The organism is Bhargavaea cecembensis DSE10, assembly GCF_000348905.1.
Classification (GTDB): domain Bacteria; phylum Bacillota; class Bacilli; order Bacillales_A; family Planococcaceae; genus Bhargavaea; species Bhargavaea cecembensis.
Genome location: NZ_AOFT01000003.1, coordinates 149,044 through 165,312, shown reverse-complemented (window position 1 = coordinate 165,312; position 16,269 = coordinate 149,044). Strand labels below are relative to the sequence as shown.

Annotated in this window: 19 protein-coding genes and 1 pseudogene; 15 read left to right on the top strand and 5 right to left on the bottom strand. The window is 53.3% G+C overall.

The window, feature by feature from the left end; genetic code table 11:
- Window positions 1–118: 118 nt before the first annotated feature.
- Entirely contained in the window at window positions 119–1,327 is a 1,209-nt protein-coding gene (locus tag C772_RS04350) for an MFS transporter (RefSeq protein WP_008297713.1), read from the bottom strand.
- A 328-nt stretch (window positions 1,328–1,655) separates the two neighbouring features.
- On the opposite strand from C772_RS04350, the gene C772_RS04345 reads away from it, so the two are divergent.
- The 5 genes and pseudogenes from C772_RS04345 (at window position 1,656) to C772_RS04330 (ending at window position 3,641) form a co-directional block, all read left to right on the top strand.
- Complete coding sequence (locus tag C772_RS04345; protein WP_008297712.1) at window positions 1,656–2,135, top strand: DUF2975 domain-containing protein; 480 nt, start codon at window positions 1,656–1,658, stop codon at window positions 2,133–2,135.
- 36 nt (window positions 2,136–2,171) lie between these two features.
- On the top strand, window positions 2,172–2,663 hold the full coding sequence (locus C772_RS04340) for a DUF2975 domain-containing protein (protein ID WP_035001384.1): 492 nt from the start codon (window positions 2,172–2,174) through the stop codon (window positions 2,661–2,663).
- 12 nt (window positions 2,664–2,675) lie between these two features.
- A complete protein-coding gene (locus C772_RS04335) occupies window positions 2,676–2,882 on the top strand; it encodes a helix-turn-helix domain-containing protein (RefSeq protein ID WP_008297710.1) in 207 nt (68 codons plus the stop codon).
- A gap of 137 nt (window positions 2,883–3,019) precedes the next feature.
- Window positions 3,020–3,112 (top strand): annotated as a pseudogene (locus C772_RS16815) (helix-turn-helix domain-containing protein); the annotation flags it as partial.
- A gap of 52 nt (window positions 3,113–3,164) precedes the next feature.
- The gene (locus tag C772_RS04330) at window positions 3,165–3,641 is read left to right on the top strand and encodes a DinB family protein (RefSeq protein ID WP_008297709.1); all 477 of its coding nucleotides are present in this window, start codon (window positions 3,165–3,167) and stop codon (window positions 3,639–3,641) included.
- 191 nt (window positions 3,642–3,832) lie between these two features.
- Here the strand turns inward: C772_RS04330 and C772_RS04325 are convergent, their stop codons facing one another.
- Window positions 3,833–4,399, bottom strand: a complete 567-nt coding sequence (locus tag C772_RS04325; RefSeq protein WP_008297707.1) for a recombinase family protein — start codon at window positions 4,397–4,399, stop codon at window positions 3,833–3,835.
- Window positions 4,400–4,621: 222 nt separating this feature from the next.
- Between C772_RS04325 and C772_RS04320 the strand changes: the two genes are divergently transcribed.
- The 3 genes from C772_RS04320 to C772_RS04310 are packed head-to-tail and all read left to right on the top strand — an operon-like array spanning window position 4,622 to window position 7,832.
- A complete protein-coding gene (locus C772_RS04320; protein WP_008297705.1) occupies window positions 4,622–5,827 on the top strand; it encodes an acyl-CoA dehydrogenase family protein in 1,206 nt (401 codons plus the stop codon).
- Window positions 5,828–5,882: 55 nt separating this feature from the next.
- The gene (locus tag C772_RS04315) at window positions 5,883–6,944 is read left to right on the top strand and encodes a catechol 2,3-dioxygenase (protein ID WP_008297703.1); all 1,062 of its coding nucleotides are present in this window, start codon (window positions 5,883–5,885) and stop codon (window positions 6,942–6,944) included.
- Window positions 6,945–6,989: 45 nt separating this feature from the next.
- A complete protein-coding gene (locus tag C772_RS04310; RefSeq protein WP_008297702.1) occupies window positions 6,990–7,832 on the top strand; it encodes an alpha/beta fold hydrolase in 843 nt (280 codons plus the stop codon).
- Between the two features lie 42 nt (window positions 7,833–7,874).
- Here the strand turns inward: C772_RS04310 and C772_RS04305 are convergent, their stop codons facing one another.
- Together C772_RS04305 and C772_RS04300 are read right to left on the bottom strand one after the other, a co-directional pair.
- On the bottom strand, window positions 7,875–8,252 hold the full coding sequence (locus C772_RS04305) for a VOC family protein (protein ID WP_008297701.1): 378 nt from the start codon (window positions 8,250–8,252) through the stop codon (window positions 7,875–7,877).
- A 36-nt stretch (window positions 8,253–8,288) separates the two neighbouring features.
- Entirely contained in the window at window positions 8,289–8,654 is a 366-nt protein-coding gene (locus C772_RS04300; protein WP_008297700.1) for a VOC family protein, read from the bottom strand.
- A 299-nt stretch (window positions 8,655–8,953) separates the two neighbouring features.
- Between C772_RS04300 and C772_RS04295 the strand changes: the two genes are divergently transcribed.
- The 3 genes from C772_RS04295 to C772_RS04270 all read left to right on the top strand — a co-directional run bounded on the left by C772_RS04295 (window position 8,954) and on the right by C772_RS04270 (window position 10,920).
- Window positions 8,954–9,316 (top strand): hypothetical protein, encoded by a 363-nt coding sequence (locus C772_RS04295; protein ID WP_152419689.1) that lies wholly within the window; start codon window positions 8,954–8,956, stop codon window positions 9,314–9,316.
- A gap of 774 nt (window positions 9,317–10,090) precedes the next feature.
- Window positions 10,091–10,384: a hypothetical protein gene (locus tag C772_RS04280; RefSeq protein ID WP_008297696.1), complete on the top strand. Its 294-nt coding sequence runs from the start codon at window positions 10,091–10,093 to the stop codon at window positions 10,382–10,384.
- 281 nt (window positions 10,385–10,665) lie between these two features.
- The gene (locus tag C772_RS04270) at window positions 10,666–10,920 is read left to right on the top strand and encodes a hypothetical protein (RefSeq protein ID WP_035001383.1); all 255 of its coding nucleotides are present in this window, start codon (window positions 10,666–10,668) and stop codon (window positions 10,918–10,920) included.
- Window positions 10,921–11,025: 105 nt separating this feature from the next.
- Here the strand turns inward: C772_RS04270 and C772_RS04265 are convergent, their stop codons facing one another.
- Window positions 11,026–12,849, bottom strand: a complete 1,824-nt coding sequence (locus C772_RS04265; protein ID WP_235046372.1) for a helix-turn-helix domain-containing protein — start codon at window positions 12,847–12,849, stop codon at window positions 11,026–11,028.
- Between the two features lie 293 nt (window positions 12,850–13,142).
- Here C772_RS04265 and C772_RS04260 point away from each other — a divergent pair, with 293 nt between their 5' ends.
- The 4 genes from C772_RS04260 to C772_RS04245 all read left to right on the top strand — a co-directional run bounded on the left by C772_RS04260 (window position 13,143) and on the right by C772_RS04245 (window position 16,182).
- Window positions 13,143–13,622: a flavin reductase family protein gene (locus C772_RS04260; protein ID WP_008297690.1), complete on the top strand. Its 480-nt coding sequence runs from the start codon at window positions 13,143–13,145 to the stop codon at window positions 13,620–13,622.
- A 16-nt stretch (window positions 13,623–13,638) separates the two neighbouring features.
- A complete protein-coding gene (locus C772_RS04255; protein ID WP_008297689.1) occupies window positions 13,639–14,466 on the top strand; it encodes an FAD synthetase family protein in 828 nt (275 codons plus the stop codon).
- 11 nt (window positions 14,467–14,477) lie between these two features.
- Complete coding sequence (locus tag C772_RS04250) at window positions 14,478–15,254, top strand: 2-keto-4-pentenoate hydratase (protein ID WP_008297688.1); 777 nt, start codon at window positions 14,478–14,480, stop codon at window positions 15,252–15,254.
- A 115-nt stretch (window positions 15,255–15,369) separates the two neighbouring features.
- Window positions 15,370–16,182 (top strand): undecaprenyl-diphosphate phosphatase, encoded by an 813-nt coding sequence (locus C772_RS04245; protein ID WP_008297687.1) that lies wholly within the window; start codon window positions 15,370–15,372, stop codon window positions 16,180–16,182.
- Window positions 16,183–16,269: the final 87 nt, after the last annotated feature.

Below are 16,269 nucleotides of genomic sequence, written 5' to 3'. Positions count from 1 at the left end.
TATTTCCACTATACTGTAAAAAAGGAGTTGGATGTAGGGTGAATTTGGAAATGTCCAAAAAAAGCCCCTGCCGAATCGCTTCATTGCGATCGGCGGGGGCTTCACTGTTTTTGGGTCCTCATGCACTTTCCGCTTCAAAGTATCCGGCCTTCTTGCGGTCAAATACCGATACGGAAAGGGCAATGGCAAGCACAATTGCAATTAGCGCAAAGACGATTGCGGCCCCTTGCACACTGAACCATTCCGCCAAAAGGCCAAGAAGGAGGGTGAAGACAATCTGAAGGACATTCTGGAAGATGGCTGCCAGGCTGCCGACTCTTCCCATGAGCGCGGCCGGAACATTGCGCTGGTAGAACGTATCGTATCCGGCGTTACTGAAGGCCATGAAGATGCCGAGCAGGATAAAGGCGATCATCGCCGGGTAAAAGCCGGCAGAGCTGTAGAATGCCGCATACGCCGCCATCGTCAGCACAGTTCCGAATCCGAGATAGGCCTGCAGGGACAGCTTTTTCGCAAATGCGGCGGAAAGCGATGCCCCGATCAGCGACCCGGCTCCGGCAATGCTTACGAGCAGCCCGTACTTTTGATCACCAAGTGCCAGGTCCTGCTTGATGAACGTTACTTCCTGGGAGTCGAGGGCGAATGCCAGCATGAGCGCGATCTGGAATATCAGATAGATGCGGAAGAAAAACGGCTCCGATCGGATAAATTGGACGACTTCACCATAGTCATTACGCAATATGCGCCAATCAAAACGTCCGGCGGGGGCACCCGTTTCTTTAGGTACAGGCAAAAGCGCGATGGCTGCGGCACAGATGAAAAACGTGACGCTGTTCAGAAAGACGGTCCATGTCGTCCCGACAGTTAAGATCAGCACGCCGGCAAGTGCCGGGCCGATCAGGAACGCACCGGAGTTCATCATCCCCATGAACGAATTGAACCGCTTGCGATCACTGTCCGGGACAAGCTTCGTGATGACGAAGGTGGAACTGGGCCCGAAAAATGTCCCCGTCGCGTTTGTAAGGAAGACCAGCAGATAAACAATCCAGATCGATCCGGCAAACGGCATCATGAAGACAAGCAGGCCCCGGATGATGTCGGAGGCGATCATGAGCCGCTTCTTGTCGGAGCGGTCTATGACCGAACCGGCAAACAGACTCATCACCACCCGTGCGGAAGGGCCGATGACATAAAGTAGCGCGACGGCCGCCGCCGAACCGGTCATGTCAAACACGAGGAGATTCAGCGCGATCAGATAAATCCAGTTGCCGAACTGGGACACCCCGATGCCTCCGATCAGCAACCCGTATAACGAACTCCGCCTCATCCGCATCCCCCCGGAATAACGTGTTACCCCAACTATACTGCAAGGACAGAAGGATAAGGAGAGGGAATTGTTGCAATCCGAATGTGAAATCTCGGAGGCTGAATATGTAATCTCGCGGCTTCAACGTGCAGACTCGCGGCCCCAACGTACAATCTCAAGCGCCGAACGTGCAGACCCGTCCGTCAGCCCAAACGTGCTGCTGCCCGCCCGGGTTGCAGCACGTTTCTTGTGTGCAGAAAAAGTTTTTTCGTTTTCCAATCATTATTTATTGATATTCGATATAAATTTATCTATAATCGAGAAGAATCAACGGAAAGAGGTGTGCTTGATGAAGAGGGGATCGACGTTATTCCTGAAGCTCACTTTGGTGGTGATGGGCCTGCCGGTGCTTGCGGTTGCCCTTCAGCTTAGCATCGAAGTATCGCTCGCCCTGATCCGCGGGGAAGCATTGCCGTTTGCGGAATGGGGACTGTTCGCTGTATTGGCCGGATCGGCAGTGCCTTACCTCAAAGCGTTGCGCGAGGCGTGGCGGCTGCTGGGGCTGATCGACAACAGGGAGGCGTTCTCAGAGCCTGCCATCCTGGCATTGCGGAAGATCCGTCGCTGTGCCGCAATCGTCGCCATCCTGTTTGCGCTCGGCCTTCCCGTATTCGCCGAGCTTGCCCGGATTGAAGAAGCCCCAGGCCTCATCGTCATCGGCATGGGAATCTCCGGAATTTCAGTCGTAATCGCCGTTTTCTCGGCGGTGCTCGGGCATCTTCTGAAGCAGGCCATCTCCATCCGGGCGGAAAATGAATTCACGGTCTGAAAGAAAAGCCCACTATTAAGAAACGAGGTGCACATGTTGAAAAAAGGTTCTACATTGCTTTTGAAGCTCACGGTCATCGTGATGGGCATTCCGGTGCTCCTGATTGCGGTCCTGATCCTTCCGAAGATTGTCCTGGAAGCAATGGGGTTTATCGGCGAAGGGATGCAGCTTCCTTGGATCGTCCTCAGCCTGATGGCCATCATGTACATTTCGGCCATCCCGTTTTACATGGCCCTTTACCAGGCGTTAAAGCTCCTGGGCTATATCGACCGCAACGAGGCGTTCTCGGAGCTGTCGGTCGGGTCGCTCAAGAAAATCCGCAACTGCGCCTTCACGATCAGCGGCCTGTATGCGGTCGCGCTGCCGTTCATCTTCATGATCGCAGAATGGGATGACGCCCCGGGCCTCGCCCTGATCGGCCTGGTCATCGTCGGCGCGTCGCTCGTAATCGCCGTCTTTGCCGCGGTGCTGCAGCGGCTGCTGAAACAGGCGATCGACATCAAACAAGAAAACGATCTGACGGTCTGAGGAGGGAGCCAAATGCCAATTATTATTAATCTCGACGTCATGCTCGCCAAGCGCAAGATGAGCGTCACCGAACTCTCCGAAAAAGTCGGCGTCACGATGGCCAACCTGTCCATCCTGAAAAACGGCAAGGCCAAGGCCGTCCGCTTCTCGACGCTCGAAGCCATCTGCAAAGCGCTTGATTGTCAGCCAGGGGATATTTTGGAGTATCGGGAAGAGTAGGCGGGCGGGGCATTCATACAAGTGTTTTGGATGGGTTTGAAGATTACTGTCATGAGTTTGAAGATTAGCGAGCGGAGTTTGAAGATTACACCCGCGAGTTTGAAGATTAGCACACACCAACCGAGCCAGATCACTCCGCAGCCGCCGTCCGCTTCTCGACGCTCGAAGCCATCTGCAAAGCGCTCGACTACCAGCCGGGGGATATTTTGGAGTATAGGGGAGAGGAATAGCCTGAAAAAGGGCGAATGTGTACGTTGACACAAAAAACAGGAGCGTGTCCACATGATCCTTTTCTTTGAATACAACTGGCAGGTAAGAGATGAATGGTTTGCATGGTGCAGCCAGCTGCCTGAGGAAGAACTGGCCAAATCTAGGACCGGCGGGGTGGGCAGTATCCTAAAGACGCTGTTTCATATCATTGACGTCGAACACAGCTGGATCCGAGGAATTCAGGGCAAGGAAGATATTGTGTTCGACTTTGCCGACTGCGATACGCTTGTGAAGGTACGGTCCCTCTCTGACCGATGCAGAAATGAGGTCGTAGAATTTCTGAAGGTTAAAGGAGAGGGGCGGAATGAGGATGTAGTGCGTGTCCCGTGGGATGATCAGGAGTATACGCTGGATGAGGTGCTGCATCACCTCATCGCTCATGAAATCCATCACATCGGCCAACTCTCGGTCTGGGCGAGGGAACTGGAGCTCGAACCGGTCCCTGCACATTATGTGGGGCGCTCATTAAAGTCGATCTTTTCGTATTAGATATTGAAAGGGACCATCCGCTGCGGATGGTCCCTTTTAAGTACGTTTGAGGCCGAATGACAAAACTGGCAGGCGGAATGACGAAATCGGCGTCTCGAATGACGAAACTGCGGCCACGAATGACGAAATCGGCGTCTCGAATGACGAAACTGCACGCCTGAATGACGAAACCGATGTCCTTAGTCCTTGAATTAAGAAGTCTCTCCCGGTAGCCCTTCCCGCCCGGACACCCCCGGAAACTGGATCACCTGCGCAGAAGCCGGCCGCTCGTACAAACTCATGAGCTCCACCGGTGTCTTCCTGAGGCGGTAGCTCATCTTCACGCGGTCCCACTCCGCCCCGAACTTGATCTCGTATTCATCCCGGAGCGCTCGCATCATGAATTCCAGATAGGTCATGTCGTTCCGGTTTTCCCTTGAATACACCTTCTCCGGAGTGATGATGCGGATGCCCCGAGCCATCATGAGGCCCATCATTGTGTCCCAGTCGAATTTGATGCCGAGCCCGAATGAGTGGATGTGCCGGGTGACGATGGCGTCGAATTCGCCCAGGTCGGCCCAGCGCAATAGTTCCATTGCGGCTTCGTTCCGCTTGTAGCTGCTGGCTTCGTAAAACAGGTCATAGTCGCAGCGCCCCTCGACCACGCGCAAGAGGAGCTCTTCGTTGTCATCGGCCGAGGCATGGAGCGGCGCGCGCCCCCAGTATGTCGAGCGGACATATACGGCAGCTTTCCGCATCGGCGGCAGTTGGATGGTCATGGCGGATCTCCTCCAATAGATTCTGAGATGAACCTAGTGTGGGAGATTCGGCAGGGGATTATACATGGACGGACACACGAGGGCGGCTGACCACTTTCGTACTTTTCGTGCGAAAATAATCCGAATCTTCATACAACCAGTAGGTACACGCACTTCCGGCCGGCACCTATACTATGACATAAGCTATTCGGTTGATAGCGCTTACAAATGAGGAGGGAACGTATGAGACAACCTAATGTACTTCAGAAGCCCTTGGAACGTGAAGAGCTATTGCGCAGAGCAAAGGAACTTGGTGAACTGGCGGAACAGCATTCCCTGCAATCGGATCAAGACGGAAAACTTCCTGATGTTGTCATAGAGAAAATGAAAGAAGCGGAATTCCATATGCTGATGCGGCCGAAAACATACGGCGGCCAGGAACTGGACTTCAAGACGTTCGGCGACATTATCCGGACGGTGGCGTATCACAGTGTGCCTGCCGCATGGATCACCTACTTTGCGATCATCCATGAAACATGGCCGGCATTTCTCCCGAAAGAGGGCCGGGACAAGCTCTTCGGCAGAGGGGAACTCATGGCAGACGTGTTCGCGCCGGTCGGGCAGGTCGAGGATGCGGATGACGGGGAAGGGTACATCGTCAGCGGGACCTGGAACTTCTGCAGCGGCGTGCTCTGGTGCGACTGGATCGCGCTCGGTGCCATCCACAAAATGCGGGACGGCGAACAGCCTGAGCTGAGCCTCTTCATCGTCCATAAAGACGACGCCGAAATCATCGAAAACTGGGATACGCTCGGCCTCCGTGGCACCGGAAGCAACGCCGTCAAATTGGACAAGGCCTACGTAGCGCCGCACATGGTCTTCCCGATCAGCCGGGTTGTCCAGGGCGCAACCGCCCCGGACGGAAACTATGAGCCGGACTACCAGATCTTCAACGTCCCTTACCTCGCGTACTTCCTGTCCGGATTCGCACAGGTGGCCATCGGCGGCCTGAACCGCCTCGTCGACGACTACATCGAGAAGACGAAAGGCCGCGTCCGGATCTACAACAACAAGAAAAACGAGAAAGACGGAAGCAGCGGCCAGCGGAACATCGGCGAGATCAAGATGGAATTCAATGCGCTGAAAAACATCGCGGATGAGCTCCTTGAAAAGCTCCAGGGCTACCGGGCAGATGGCACCCGTGTCCTCGAAGAGGAAGAGCGCGAGCAGTTGTTCGCGATGCGCGGCTATGTCGCAAAGAATTCCGCGGAACTGGCTACAAGAATCATCATCAACCTCGGGGGCAACGCACTCTACAGGAATGGCCAGTCCGAACGGTTTGTCCGTGACCTGATTGCGGTCGCCGCACACCCGACCCACCTGTACGAAGATGCCATGGTCGGCTACGGCAAGACGATCCTCGGCTTCGACGGCCACCCGATGTGGTAAGCCGCAACCGTTTATCCTGAATCAAATCCAATCAACCAAAATAGGGGGAGTTCACATGAAACGAGAAGAACCATTGTTTGATGTCGCGCAACTGGCGCACCTGGAGATCTACAGCCCGAAAATCGAGGAGTCCGTGGCATTCTTCAGAGAGATTCTCGGGATGAGCGTTGCGGCGCGCGAAGGGAAGTCCGTCTACATGCGTGCCTACGAGGACCACTACCACAACACGCTGAAGATCACGGACCATCATGAAGCGGGCCTCGGCCACCTGTCGCTGCGGGCGACTTCGCCGAATGCACTGGAGCGCCGGGTGAAGGAACTCGAGGAAAAGGGCTATGGCATCGGCTGGATCGACGGGGATGTCGGGCACGGCCCGGCCTACCAGTTCAAGTCGCCGGACGGGCACCTCATGGAGATCTTCTATGAAGTGGAATACTTTGAAGCACCTGAAGAAGAAAAGACGAAGCTCTTGAACCGTCCGCAGCGCCGCCCGAACATCGGCGTGCCGGTCCGCCGACTGGACCACATCAACCTGCTGTCCAGCAACCCGCGTGAAACCGTCGAATTCCTGGAAGCACTGCTCGGCTTCAAGGTCAACGAGCGGATCCTGGACGAGGACAACAACGACATCGCGGCTTGGACGAGCGTCACGAACCTCGCGCATGACATCGCGGTCATGGGCGATGCGCTCGGCGAAAAAGGCCGCCTTCACCATATCTGCTACTGGTACGGCTACCCGCAGTCACTGACGGACGTCTCGGACCTGCTCATCGAACGCGGATTCGAAATCGAAGCAGGACCGCTCAAGCACGGCGTCTCCCAGGCTTCATGCCTCTACGTCTGCGAACCGGGCGGCAACCGTGTGGAACTGTTCGGTGACGCGGGCTACCTCATCTTCGACCCGGACTGGAAAACAGTCGAGTGGAAAGGCGAAGACCTCCAGAAAGCCATCATCTGGCAAGGTGCAGCAGAGCTGCCTGCTGACTTCTTCCGTTACGGTACCCCAGTACGTGAAGAGAAAGTGCCGGCCATCGCCGGACAGGCACCAATCGAGGAAGAGACAGAAGACGTCCGCTCCGTGACTGTAGAAGAGTCTAAAGAACAGGCGAAAGTCTAATAAACGCAATAACCAAAGCAGCAAAAACAGAAGGAGGATGTTCTCTTGGTCGCAACTGATGAACTCAAAGCAACCGAAAAACGCATGAAAGTAAATGGCATCGAGACGAATTATCTCGAGGCGGGCTCGGGCACGGAAACGATGATTCTCATCCACGGCTCCGGCCCGGGGGTCTCTGCCTACGCCAACTGGCGGCTCGTCATCCCTCGCCTGAGCGAATCGCTTCACGTATTCGCACCAGATGTGGTCGGATTCGGCAAAACCGCCAAGCTGGAAAAGGACCAGTATTCCCTCGACAACTGGGTCAACCACCTGATCGGCTTTATCGAGGAAGTCGCGGACGGCCCTGTGTACCTCGTCGGGAACTCGTTCGGCGGCGCGATGGCGCTCCATATCGCCCACAGGCGCCCGGACCTCGTCAAAAAGCTGATCCTGATGGGCTCCGTCGGGGTGAAGCATAAGGTCTCCTACGGCCTCAGCAAAGTATGGGGATACGATCCGAGCATCGAAAACATGCGCGAGCTGATCCAGCTGTTCTCCCATGATGAAGCCGCGGCCAAGAACGAAGAGCTCGTCCGGCTGCGCTACGAAGCGAGCATGGAGCCCGAGACGAAGGAAGCCTTCCACGCCATGTTCTATGAGGATCAGCAACAGCGGGCGGATGAGCTGGCACTCTCGGATGAGGACCTCAAGAACATCAAGACGGAGACGTTGCTGTTCCACGGGCTCAACGACCAGGTCATCCTGTTCGAGGACACAAGCTACAAACTTGTGCAGCTGCTGCCCAACGCGGAGCTCCACCTCTTCAACCAATGCGGCCACTGGACGCAGATTGAGAAAACCGAACCGTTCATCAACCACATCCTTGCGTTTGTGAACGGCAAATAAGCAAATGCAAAACCGCCAAATCGGCTATGATTTGGCGGTTTTCTACAGGTTGAAATCGTGCTCTCGTCCTGCCTTATTCACGTATTCAAAGAAACCTAGTCGATTTCCCCACGGATCTGAGAAAGTTCCCCACTTAACAGGAACTTCTGGTCTTGAATGGATTTCAAAACGATCAATCTTCAATTCATTTACCAATCGTTCTCTTTCAGATTCAATGTCTGCAATCCCCAAACGAAATGGTCCGTTCCCCTCGGTAAGGGTACCTTCTGCAACCTGCAGCCAACACCCGGGAATAAGCTCCCACTCTGCAAATCCATCATGCGGAACAAAATCGGGCTTCTTATTGAGCAGGATTTCATACCATTTTTGCCCTGCTTTAATATCGGAAACACGAACCTGAACGGTCATTTCAAAAATCATTCCATACCTCCTGAGTCCTTCAGATCGCTTTCGCTGTTACACATGTTCAAATTGGAGGTATTCTAAGATATTTCCGAAGGGGTCACTAAAGCTAATATATTTTCCGGGAGGGCAATTTGTGGGTTCCTCTACAATAAATTTCACGTCTTTTTCTTTTAAGGAATTCACCGTCTTATAAATATTTTCTGTTTGAAGGCCTAATACGACTCTTGTGGTATTTACATCCTCATTATGCGTTGTTTGATCGTTCTCTTCTAGAATGATGGGTAACTCGCCGTGTACAAGCGAGGCAATTTTCGGCCCATATTGCTTGTTTAGTTCAAACCCCAGGGTATTGGTGTAGAAGTCAATGGCTTGGTTTAAATCTGGAACGTAAATACTAATTACACAAATCTGATTCACCGTTTCAGCTCCCCTTGTTAGAATGTTTTGGGAACATTCGATATCTGCGACTTGGAGACCTCTTTTTAACTGCTTTTGTATATTCTGTTGTTTACATGAGAAGTCGTGATCTTAGCGTTTGTGAACGGCAAATAAGCAGAGGCAAGACCGCCAAATCGGCTATGATTTGGCGGTCTTTTCAATGGGAGGGGGATGGGTGAATCAATCAACTATGGTAAAATTATGGAAAGAAGGCGTTTCCTTTGTTAAGGCTTCTTTCTGCTACAGTATCCGCAATTATATTCACGGCATTGCTGTGCTTGCTTCAATACACACCAAAAGACGAGGTGGAGCCCGGAGTCTATCATTTCGGGCTGGGCGAACTGTTTACGATCTATCTGATTTATATCGCACCGATCTATTTAACGCTGGGAATCGGCGTGTCCTGGACGGCTGATCAGTATATCCGCGGCAAGTTCAGGAAACTGCGGGCATATGTTCTGAGTGGAGCCGGAATCACGGGGCTGATCGCGATTCTGGCGATGCAGGATGACTTCATTCTTCCGGCACTCCTGCTCTCTGTCCTGCTTGGAGCTGCCGCTGCGCTGGTTTACTGGCTGACCGAATTATGGGTGGGTCGGATATGTAAGAAGAGCCGACACGTGCATCGTGTTCGGGCATAGCCAGGTGATTGGGAAGGGGGAAGAATAGATGGGCGCTGATCGCAGGAACCGGAGAAAGTGGCCATTCAGCTTTATCGGTTTAGGTATGTTGGTTGTGGGAACCATCTTAAATTTGGTGTTCGGGCCGGGCCCATTTGTACCTTCCATATGGTCTTACTTAACCGTAGCCATCGTAGCGGTGTTGATAGATACTGTGATCTTCCTCTATAAAAAAATCAAATCAGCAAGGAAAAGCCCTAAGGAGAGATGAGAATTGGATTTTTTAATCACAGTCGCTGCAATTGGAGGAATAATGTTTATTGTGTTTATTGTTGCTTACGCAAATGCAATAAAAAGTACTAACAAGGAGAAATAAACCATGGGCAAAGTTCTCATATAAGGGAGTGTGGGATAAAAGCCGGCAAAAAGCCGTCTTTTGTTCTTAAAGGCAAGGTGCATTCGACATGGTAATGAGGACGTGGGGATGGTGGCATGAAGAAGGAGTACAAAATTTTCTATTGGGAGCTGGATGCCAAAGGAAAGTTCATCCGATCGCTTTGGAGTGGCTTTTTAGCTCTGCTATTTCTGTACTGGGCTGTTTGGTTTGTACCTGCACATCCTGCGTTTGACAATGAGTTTTTTAAATTATGGGTTCCGATTGTATTTACGCTGCTTTATTTCGCAAGCTTAGTCTATAAGTACAGAAAGTGGAAAAAAGAATCTTAAATCAAGTTCAAACGTCCAGTTGACCAGTACCCGTATTTGGGGGAGTACATAAAAAATGGGGATGAAGCGATGTGGATCATATTAGGGGTTCTTGCAATCGCCGCAACATTTACGAATCTTTATTTGTACAGAGCAGGGAAGGATTATAGGCTGGCCATGGCGATGGGGTTATCGCTCACTGCTCTTACACTTTGTGCAGAATACAGCTTGGTATCTCAATGGGTAGATGCTGAAGACTGGGCAGCTCTGATGGACGTTGTGCCTGGTATGGAACGGGCATTGTGGGTGTTGACCATCATTTCGATTTTGCTGAATATCTCACCGATTCTTTTGGAACGAAAAGGTGAGAGATCATGGGGGTGAGGGTATCAAGAAAGAGATCAAGATTGGCTATGGGGAACTGGATGCCAGAGGGAAGTTTATTCGAACGCTTTGGGGCGGCCCTCTAATCCTTGCGTTTCTGTATTGGGCAGTTGCAGAAGCGAAAGGCCATCCGGATTTCGATAATGTGTACTTTAGGTTCTGGATCCCATTTATAGCCACTCTGGCCACTCTCGGTGACATCATGTATGAGTATTTAAAGTGGAAAAAAGACGAGAAATCCAAACAATAAGACCCTGAGTCCAGGGCGAAGGGGAACTGCAATGAGGAAACACTTGGGTATCTTATCTATTGTCATTTTGTTTGTCACATATATCATTTTACAATCGCTTGTCGGGAAAGATATCGGGTCCTCATGGGTCATTATGATTTTAATTGGATACTCGGCGGCAATTCTGGCTTCTTGGTATAGCGAAAGCGGTTTTTGGCGGAAAGTATCAGCCGCTATCTTGATTGTGCTTCCGGCAGGATTTCTGGTCATCATTGCGATATTTGTGCTCGGATTGAATGGTTTTTAACCTCGCTCAATGTTAGAAGGCATACTGGCGAAGATCTCCTTTTCGGCAGTCATACTCCCAATAATCAAAAGCCTGCCGATCTTCACGATCGGCAGGCTTTCATGTTCAGATTTTTCCTTTCGCCTTCAGCACGTTCAGCGCCATGTAGACGGAAAACAGCCGTTTGGTGTCGTCGAGTTCGACGTCGAGGAGTTCACTGATTTTGCCGAGGCGGTAGCGCAGGCCGCTGATCGACATGGAGATGGCTTTGGCGGTGGCGTTGATGTTCATGCCGTTTTCGATGTAGTCGCGGAGGGTGGTGATCAGCTCCAAACTCTTGTCTTCCTCCAGCAGGACCCCCAGCTGGTTGTTGACGAACCGGTCCAGCGTTTTTTCGTTGGAGATCTGGAAGAGGATGCTTTCCACGCCGAGTTCCTCATAGTACAGGATCCATTTGTCATCGCTTTTGGCGTTCAGCGCAGTCAGCGTCTCGCTGTACAGGACGGGCAGTTCCTCGAGGCTGTCTGCCACGGAGCTGGCGCCGACATAGAAGGACAGGCCCTTAAAGCGTTTTTCGCAGTGCTTCAGAAGTTTGTTGATGAAGGTCGTCCGGTCGGCAAAGCAGTTCAGGCAGCTGGAGTAGTCGATGACGATGAGGATGTTCCCGGACCGGTGGGAGACGATCGCGTTGATGCCCCGCTCCTTCAGGAACAGGTTCAGGTGGCGGAAGAGCTTTTCGCTGATTTCCACTTCCGAGCTCAGATCGGTCTGGTCGATGTTCCGTTCGAGCGTCAGCATCCAGTAGTCCGACTCCAGGTCCAGTTCCAGGTAACGGGCGACCTGATACAGTTCCTCTTTGTCCATCTTTTCATCCAGGATATCGCTCAGGAAACTCCGCCTGATGTTCTGTTCGGTCTGGAGCTTGATGTTCTCGTTCATCAGGATGATGGAGGAGGTGAGCGATGCCTGGTCAATGATCATGCGTTCCAGTTCAGTGGGTTCCTGGCCGTTATGGTAGAGGAACGAGCAGAATCCCTTGATCTCGTTTTCGAACAGGATCGGGGTCCTGAGAATCCCCCGGCCGTGGGAAAGCCGGGTGAAGCAGGTCGTGTCCGTGCCGAGCGTCTTCAGGTCCAGGTTCAGGTCAATGTCCCCGGAGCTGGCGATGATCCGATGCTTTTCGTCTTCGATGAAGGTCGGCAGCCCGGCCTTTTCGCAAAGGAGGTCCGTGATTTTCTGGAGCTCCTGCGTGGACAGCAGCTGCTCAATCAGCTCCTTATGGATGCCATGGGCCTTCGTCAGGTAGTCCCGCTCGGTCTTCAGCTTGGCCGTGACCTCGTCGAGTTCCTTGATCATGCTGGAGGACTGGTAATAGCGGTGTTCGTTCCGGTCCTCTTCATCCCATTTCTCGACCGGCATGCAGACAATCTCGCAGCGTTCGTGTCCCATCGCCTCGCACTTCGTCTCCTTCACGAGGATCGGCTTCTGCAGGGCGGTGGACAGATAGCCGCTCGCGTACCCGCAAAGCGTATGGCAGACGGGCTCATCGCTCAGCCGGTTCGTCTGCTTGTATTCATCCGCCTCGTACGACTTGGACCAGAGCGCCTTGATGTAGTCGACATGGCCGTCTTCATCGAACCGTATGTCGTCCACGATGACCTCGTCCAGGTAGCCGTGGATCACATGGAACTTGGGTCCGGCTTCAACGAGTTCGGTTTCATCCTTCCATTCGAAATTCCTGACCTTCTCGCCCTCGCTTACGCCCGTGTGCCAGCCGTATCGGATGAACACGCCTTTCGTCCGGTCTTCGCCGATGCTTGCGACGAGTTCCCGCTTCAGGGCGGACAGCGCCGTCACGGGAATGCTGATCAGGCGGTCATGGAAAATCTTCATCGTCTGTTCCGTGGGCAACTCAAACACATCACGAAGCTTCGCCTTGTTCGCCATCATTTTCAATCGGATACACTCCTTTGATCTGATCGTTCTGACTGGCCGTGCGCGGGGGAATTCGTGTCTTTCATACGAAGAATCCGGCCAACTTGGTAGTTTTCGTGGGTAAACGACGACTGCTTGAGGTGGTAGGATGTATGTAATCGATTCAGAGTCCTAAATCTATCGGAGTTATTGGTAGCGGTTACATGATTATAGTTCGGGGGATATTTTTTTACAACGGTTTGTCTGTATATTTGGAATGTTGAGTATTTATTCGCATGGGCTCTGACCAAACCAAGGAGGGAATCGTAATGGATGATCGTCAGTTCAGAAATGCAATGGGGAAGTTCGCCACCGGAGTCAATGTGATTGCGACCGAAACGGATGGGGAGGCATACGGGATGACCGCCAACGCGTTCATGTCCGTGTCGCTGGACCCAAAGCTGATCGTGATCTCGATCGGCCATCAGGCCAAGATGCTCGAGCGAATCCGCCAGAGCGGCAAGTTCTCGGTGAACGTCCTTTCCTGTGAGCAGCAGGACGTCTCCATGATCTTCGCCGGCCAGAAAAAGACCGAGGAGAAGTTCGAGTTCGAGCGCCTCGGGGACACGCCGGTCGTGAAAGACGCGCTTTGCCAGCTGTCATGCGAAGTCTACAACGAGCATGTCGAAGGGGACCATGTGCTATTCATCGGCAAGGTGAATGACATGACTTTGGCGGACGGGGATCCGCTCATCTTCAACTGCGGCAAGTACCGTCGGCTGGAAGAATTCGCCGAAGCCGTCCAGTAAGGAAGGGGTGGGAGGAATGGAAATCATCTTTCTGAACGAGGCCAATCTTGCGGACTGGCAGTCCAAGGCGCGGCCCAACGTCATCGCGCTCGGCTTTTTCGACGGCGTGCACAAAGGGCATCAGAAAGTCATCGGGACGGCGAGGCGCGAAGCGGAGCGGACAGGGCTTCCGCTGGATGTGATGAGCTTCTTTCCTCATCCCAAGACGGTGCTGTCCGGTGGGAAAGTGAAGGTGGATTACCTGATTCCGCTCGAGGAAAAAGCGCGTCTCCTGGAAAAGATGGGCGTCGACCGATTCTATATCGTCACGTTCACGAGAGCGTTCGCCTCGCTGAGCCCTGAAGATTATGTGGAGCAGTACTTGCTGAAGTTCGGAACGGTCCACGCGGTCGCGGGCTACGACTTTTCCTACGGGTTCAAGGGGAAGGGGACGATCGACCGCCTGCACGCAGACTCGGGCGGCCGGATCGGGGTGTCCAAGGTGGAGAAAGTCCAGTACCGCCGCGAGAAGATCAGCTCGACCCGCATCCGGTCGGCAATCCTCGGAGGACGGATTGCAGAAGTGAGACAGCTGCTCGGCAGGTGCTACACAACACGTGCAGAAGTGGCAGGAGGAAGCCTCTCGCTCAAGGAGTATTACATGCTGCCGCAAAGCGGCATCTACGACGTCCGGATCGGCACGGGGAGCACGTGGCACGACGCGCAGATCTACGTGGACAGCGACAGACAGACCATCTCGTTCATGAAACAGTGCTTGCTGAAGCAGATCGACCAACAGGAAATCGCTATTGAGTGGCAGAGGCGGGTGGCCAACCATTCCCTCTACCACTCCGTGGCGCAATAGGGGGCAGAAACATGCTGGCTACAGAAGAACTCGGGAACCAGATCTACCGCGCGGAGAAAACGTCGCAGCCGATTTCTCCGCTGACGGAAACCTATCCGGACCTCACGCCGGACCAGGCGTATGCCGCGCAGCTGGAATACGTGCGGAAGCGGCAGGTGGACGGAGCGGTCGTCAAGGGCAAGAAGATCGGCCTTACGAGCAAGGCGATGCAGGACATGCTCGGTGTGGACCGGCCGGACTACGGCCATCTGTTTGACGACATGATCTTCACGGAAGGCGAGCCGGTCGACACAAGCAGGCTGATCGCACCGAGAGTGGAGTTCGAGATCGCCTTTGTCCTGAAGGCGGACATCGACGGCGAAAACGTGTCGCTGGAGACCGTTGCGAAGGCCATCGACTACGTCGTCCCGGCAGCTGAGATCATCGACAGCCGGATCCGGGACTGGAAGATCAAGTTCGAGGACACCGTCGCCGACAACGGGTCATCCGCCGGAGCGGTGTTCGGCAAGCAGCAGGTGAAGCCGGACGACATCGATCTTCCGTCGGTGAAGATGGAGGTCTTCAAGAACGGCGAGAAGCTGGACGAAGGCTATGGCTCCGCCGTGCTCGGCAACCCGCTCGAAGCCGTCGTCTGGCTGGCCCGGGCCCTTCATGAGTACGGCATCCCGCTGAAAGCAGGGGAAGTGGTGCTGGCCGGGGCGCTCACCAAAGCGGTCGACGTCAAGCCGGGTGACAGGTTCAAGGCGACGTTCGAGAATCTGGGCGAAGTGGACGTCTCGTTTTCCTGAAAAGTTTCAATAAATAGTCTCAAGAAAAAGCCTTCGAATGAGGAAGGCTTTTTTATCATTTCCCCCATCCGGCCAAGTTGTATAAAATGGGGGGAGGCTTTTCAAGGAGGACAATATGGAAATAGATTTGATACTCATCATTAAAATGATCGTCATCGGGCTTGTCCAGGGCTTTACCGAACCGATTCCGGTATCGTCCAGCGGGCACGTCATGGTGGCGAGCGAACTGCTCGGGCTGGGGGAGCAGGGGTTCACATTTGCAATCCTGACCAACACCGCTTCACTGCTGGCCATCCTGTTCATCTACCGTCGGGACATCGTAAGGCTCGCGGTCAACTCGCTGAACTACCTGAAAACAAAAGATGACCGCTACAAAAGCGACTTCCGCTTTGTATGCTTTATCGTCATCGGCACCATCCCGGCAGGGGCCCTCGGCTTTTTGCTGAACGACTACATCGCGGAAAACGTCAGCATGACAATAATCGCCATCATGCTGTTCGTCACGGGGATCGCCCTGTGGCTGATCCGCAACATGAAAGGCACCAAAGGCGAAAGTGACATCACGGCAAAAGACGCCATCCTCGTCGGTCTGGGACAGGCCGTTGCACTGACACCGGGAATCAGCCGATCGGGCGCAACGATCATCTCGGCAATCGCCGTCGGAATGAAACAGGAAACCGCGCTCCGCTTTTCGTTCATGCTCTACATTCCCGTAAGCCTCGGCGGCCTGGTCCTCGGCGTGGGTGACTTCATGGATGAACCGAACAAAGCGGACCTGATGATCCCTTACCTCGCCGCATTTGTCGCCACACTGTTCATGACCTACTTTGCACTGAAGTGGTTCATGGGCGTCATGAAGAGCGGGAAGCTCGTGTACTTTACATACTATTGCTTTATTGCTGGGATTTTGCTGCTGATCTTTTTCTGATAGGTGAAATAAAAAAGGAAGTCTCTTCGAACGCCTGATTATCAGGCGTTTTGGAGGGACTTCCTTATTCTTTAGTAATCACTTTCT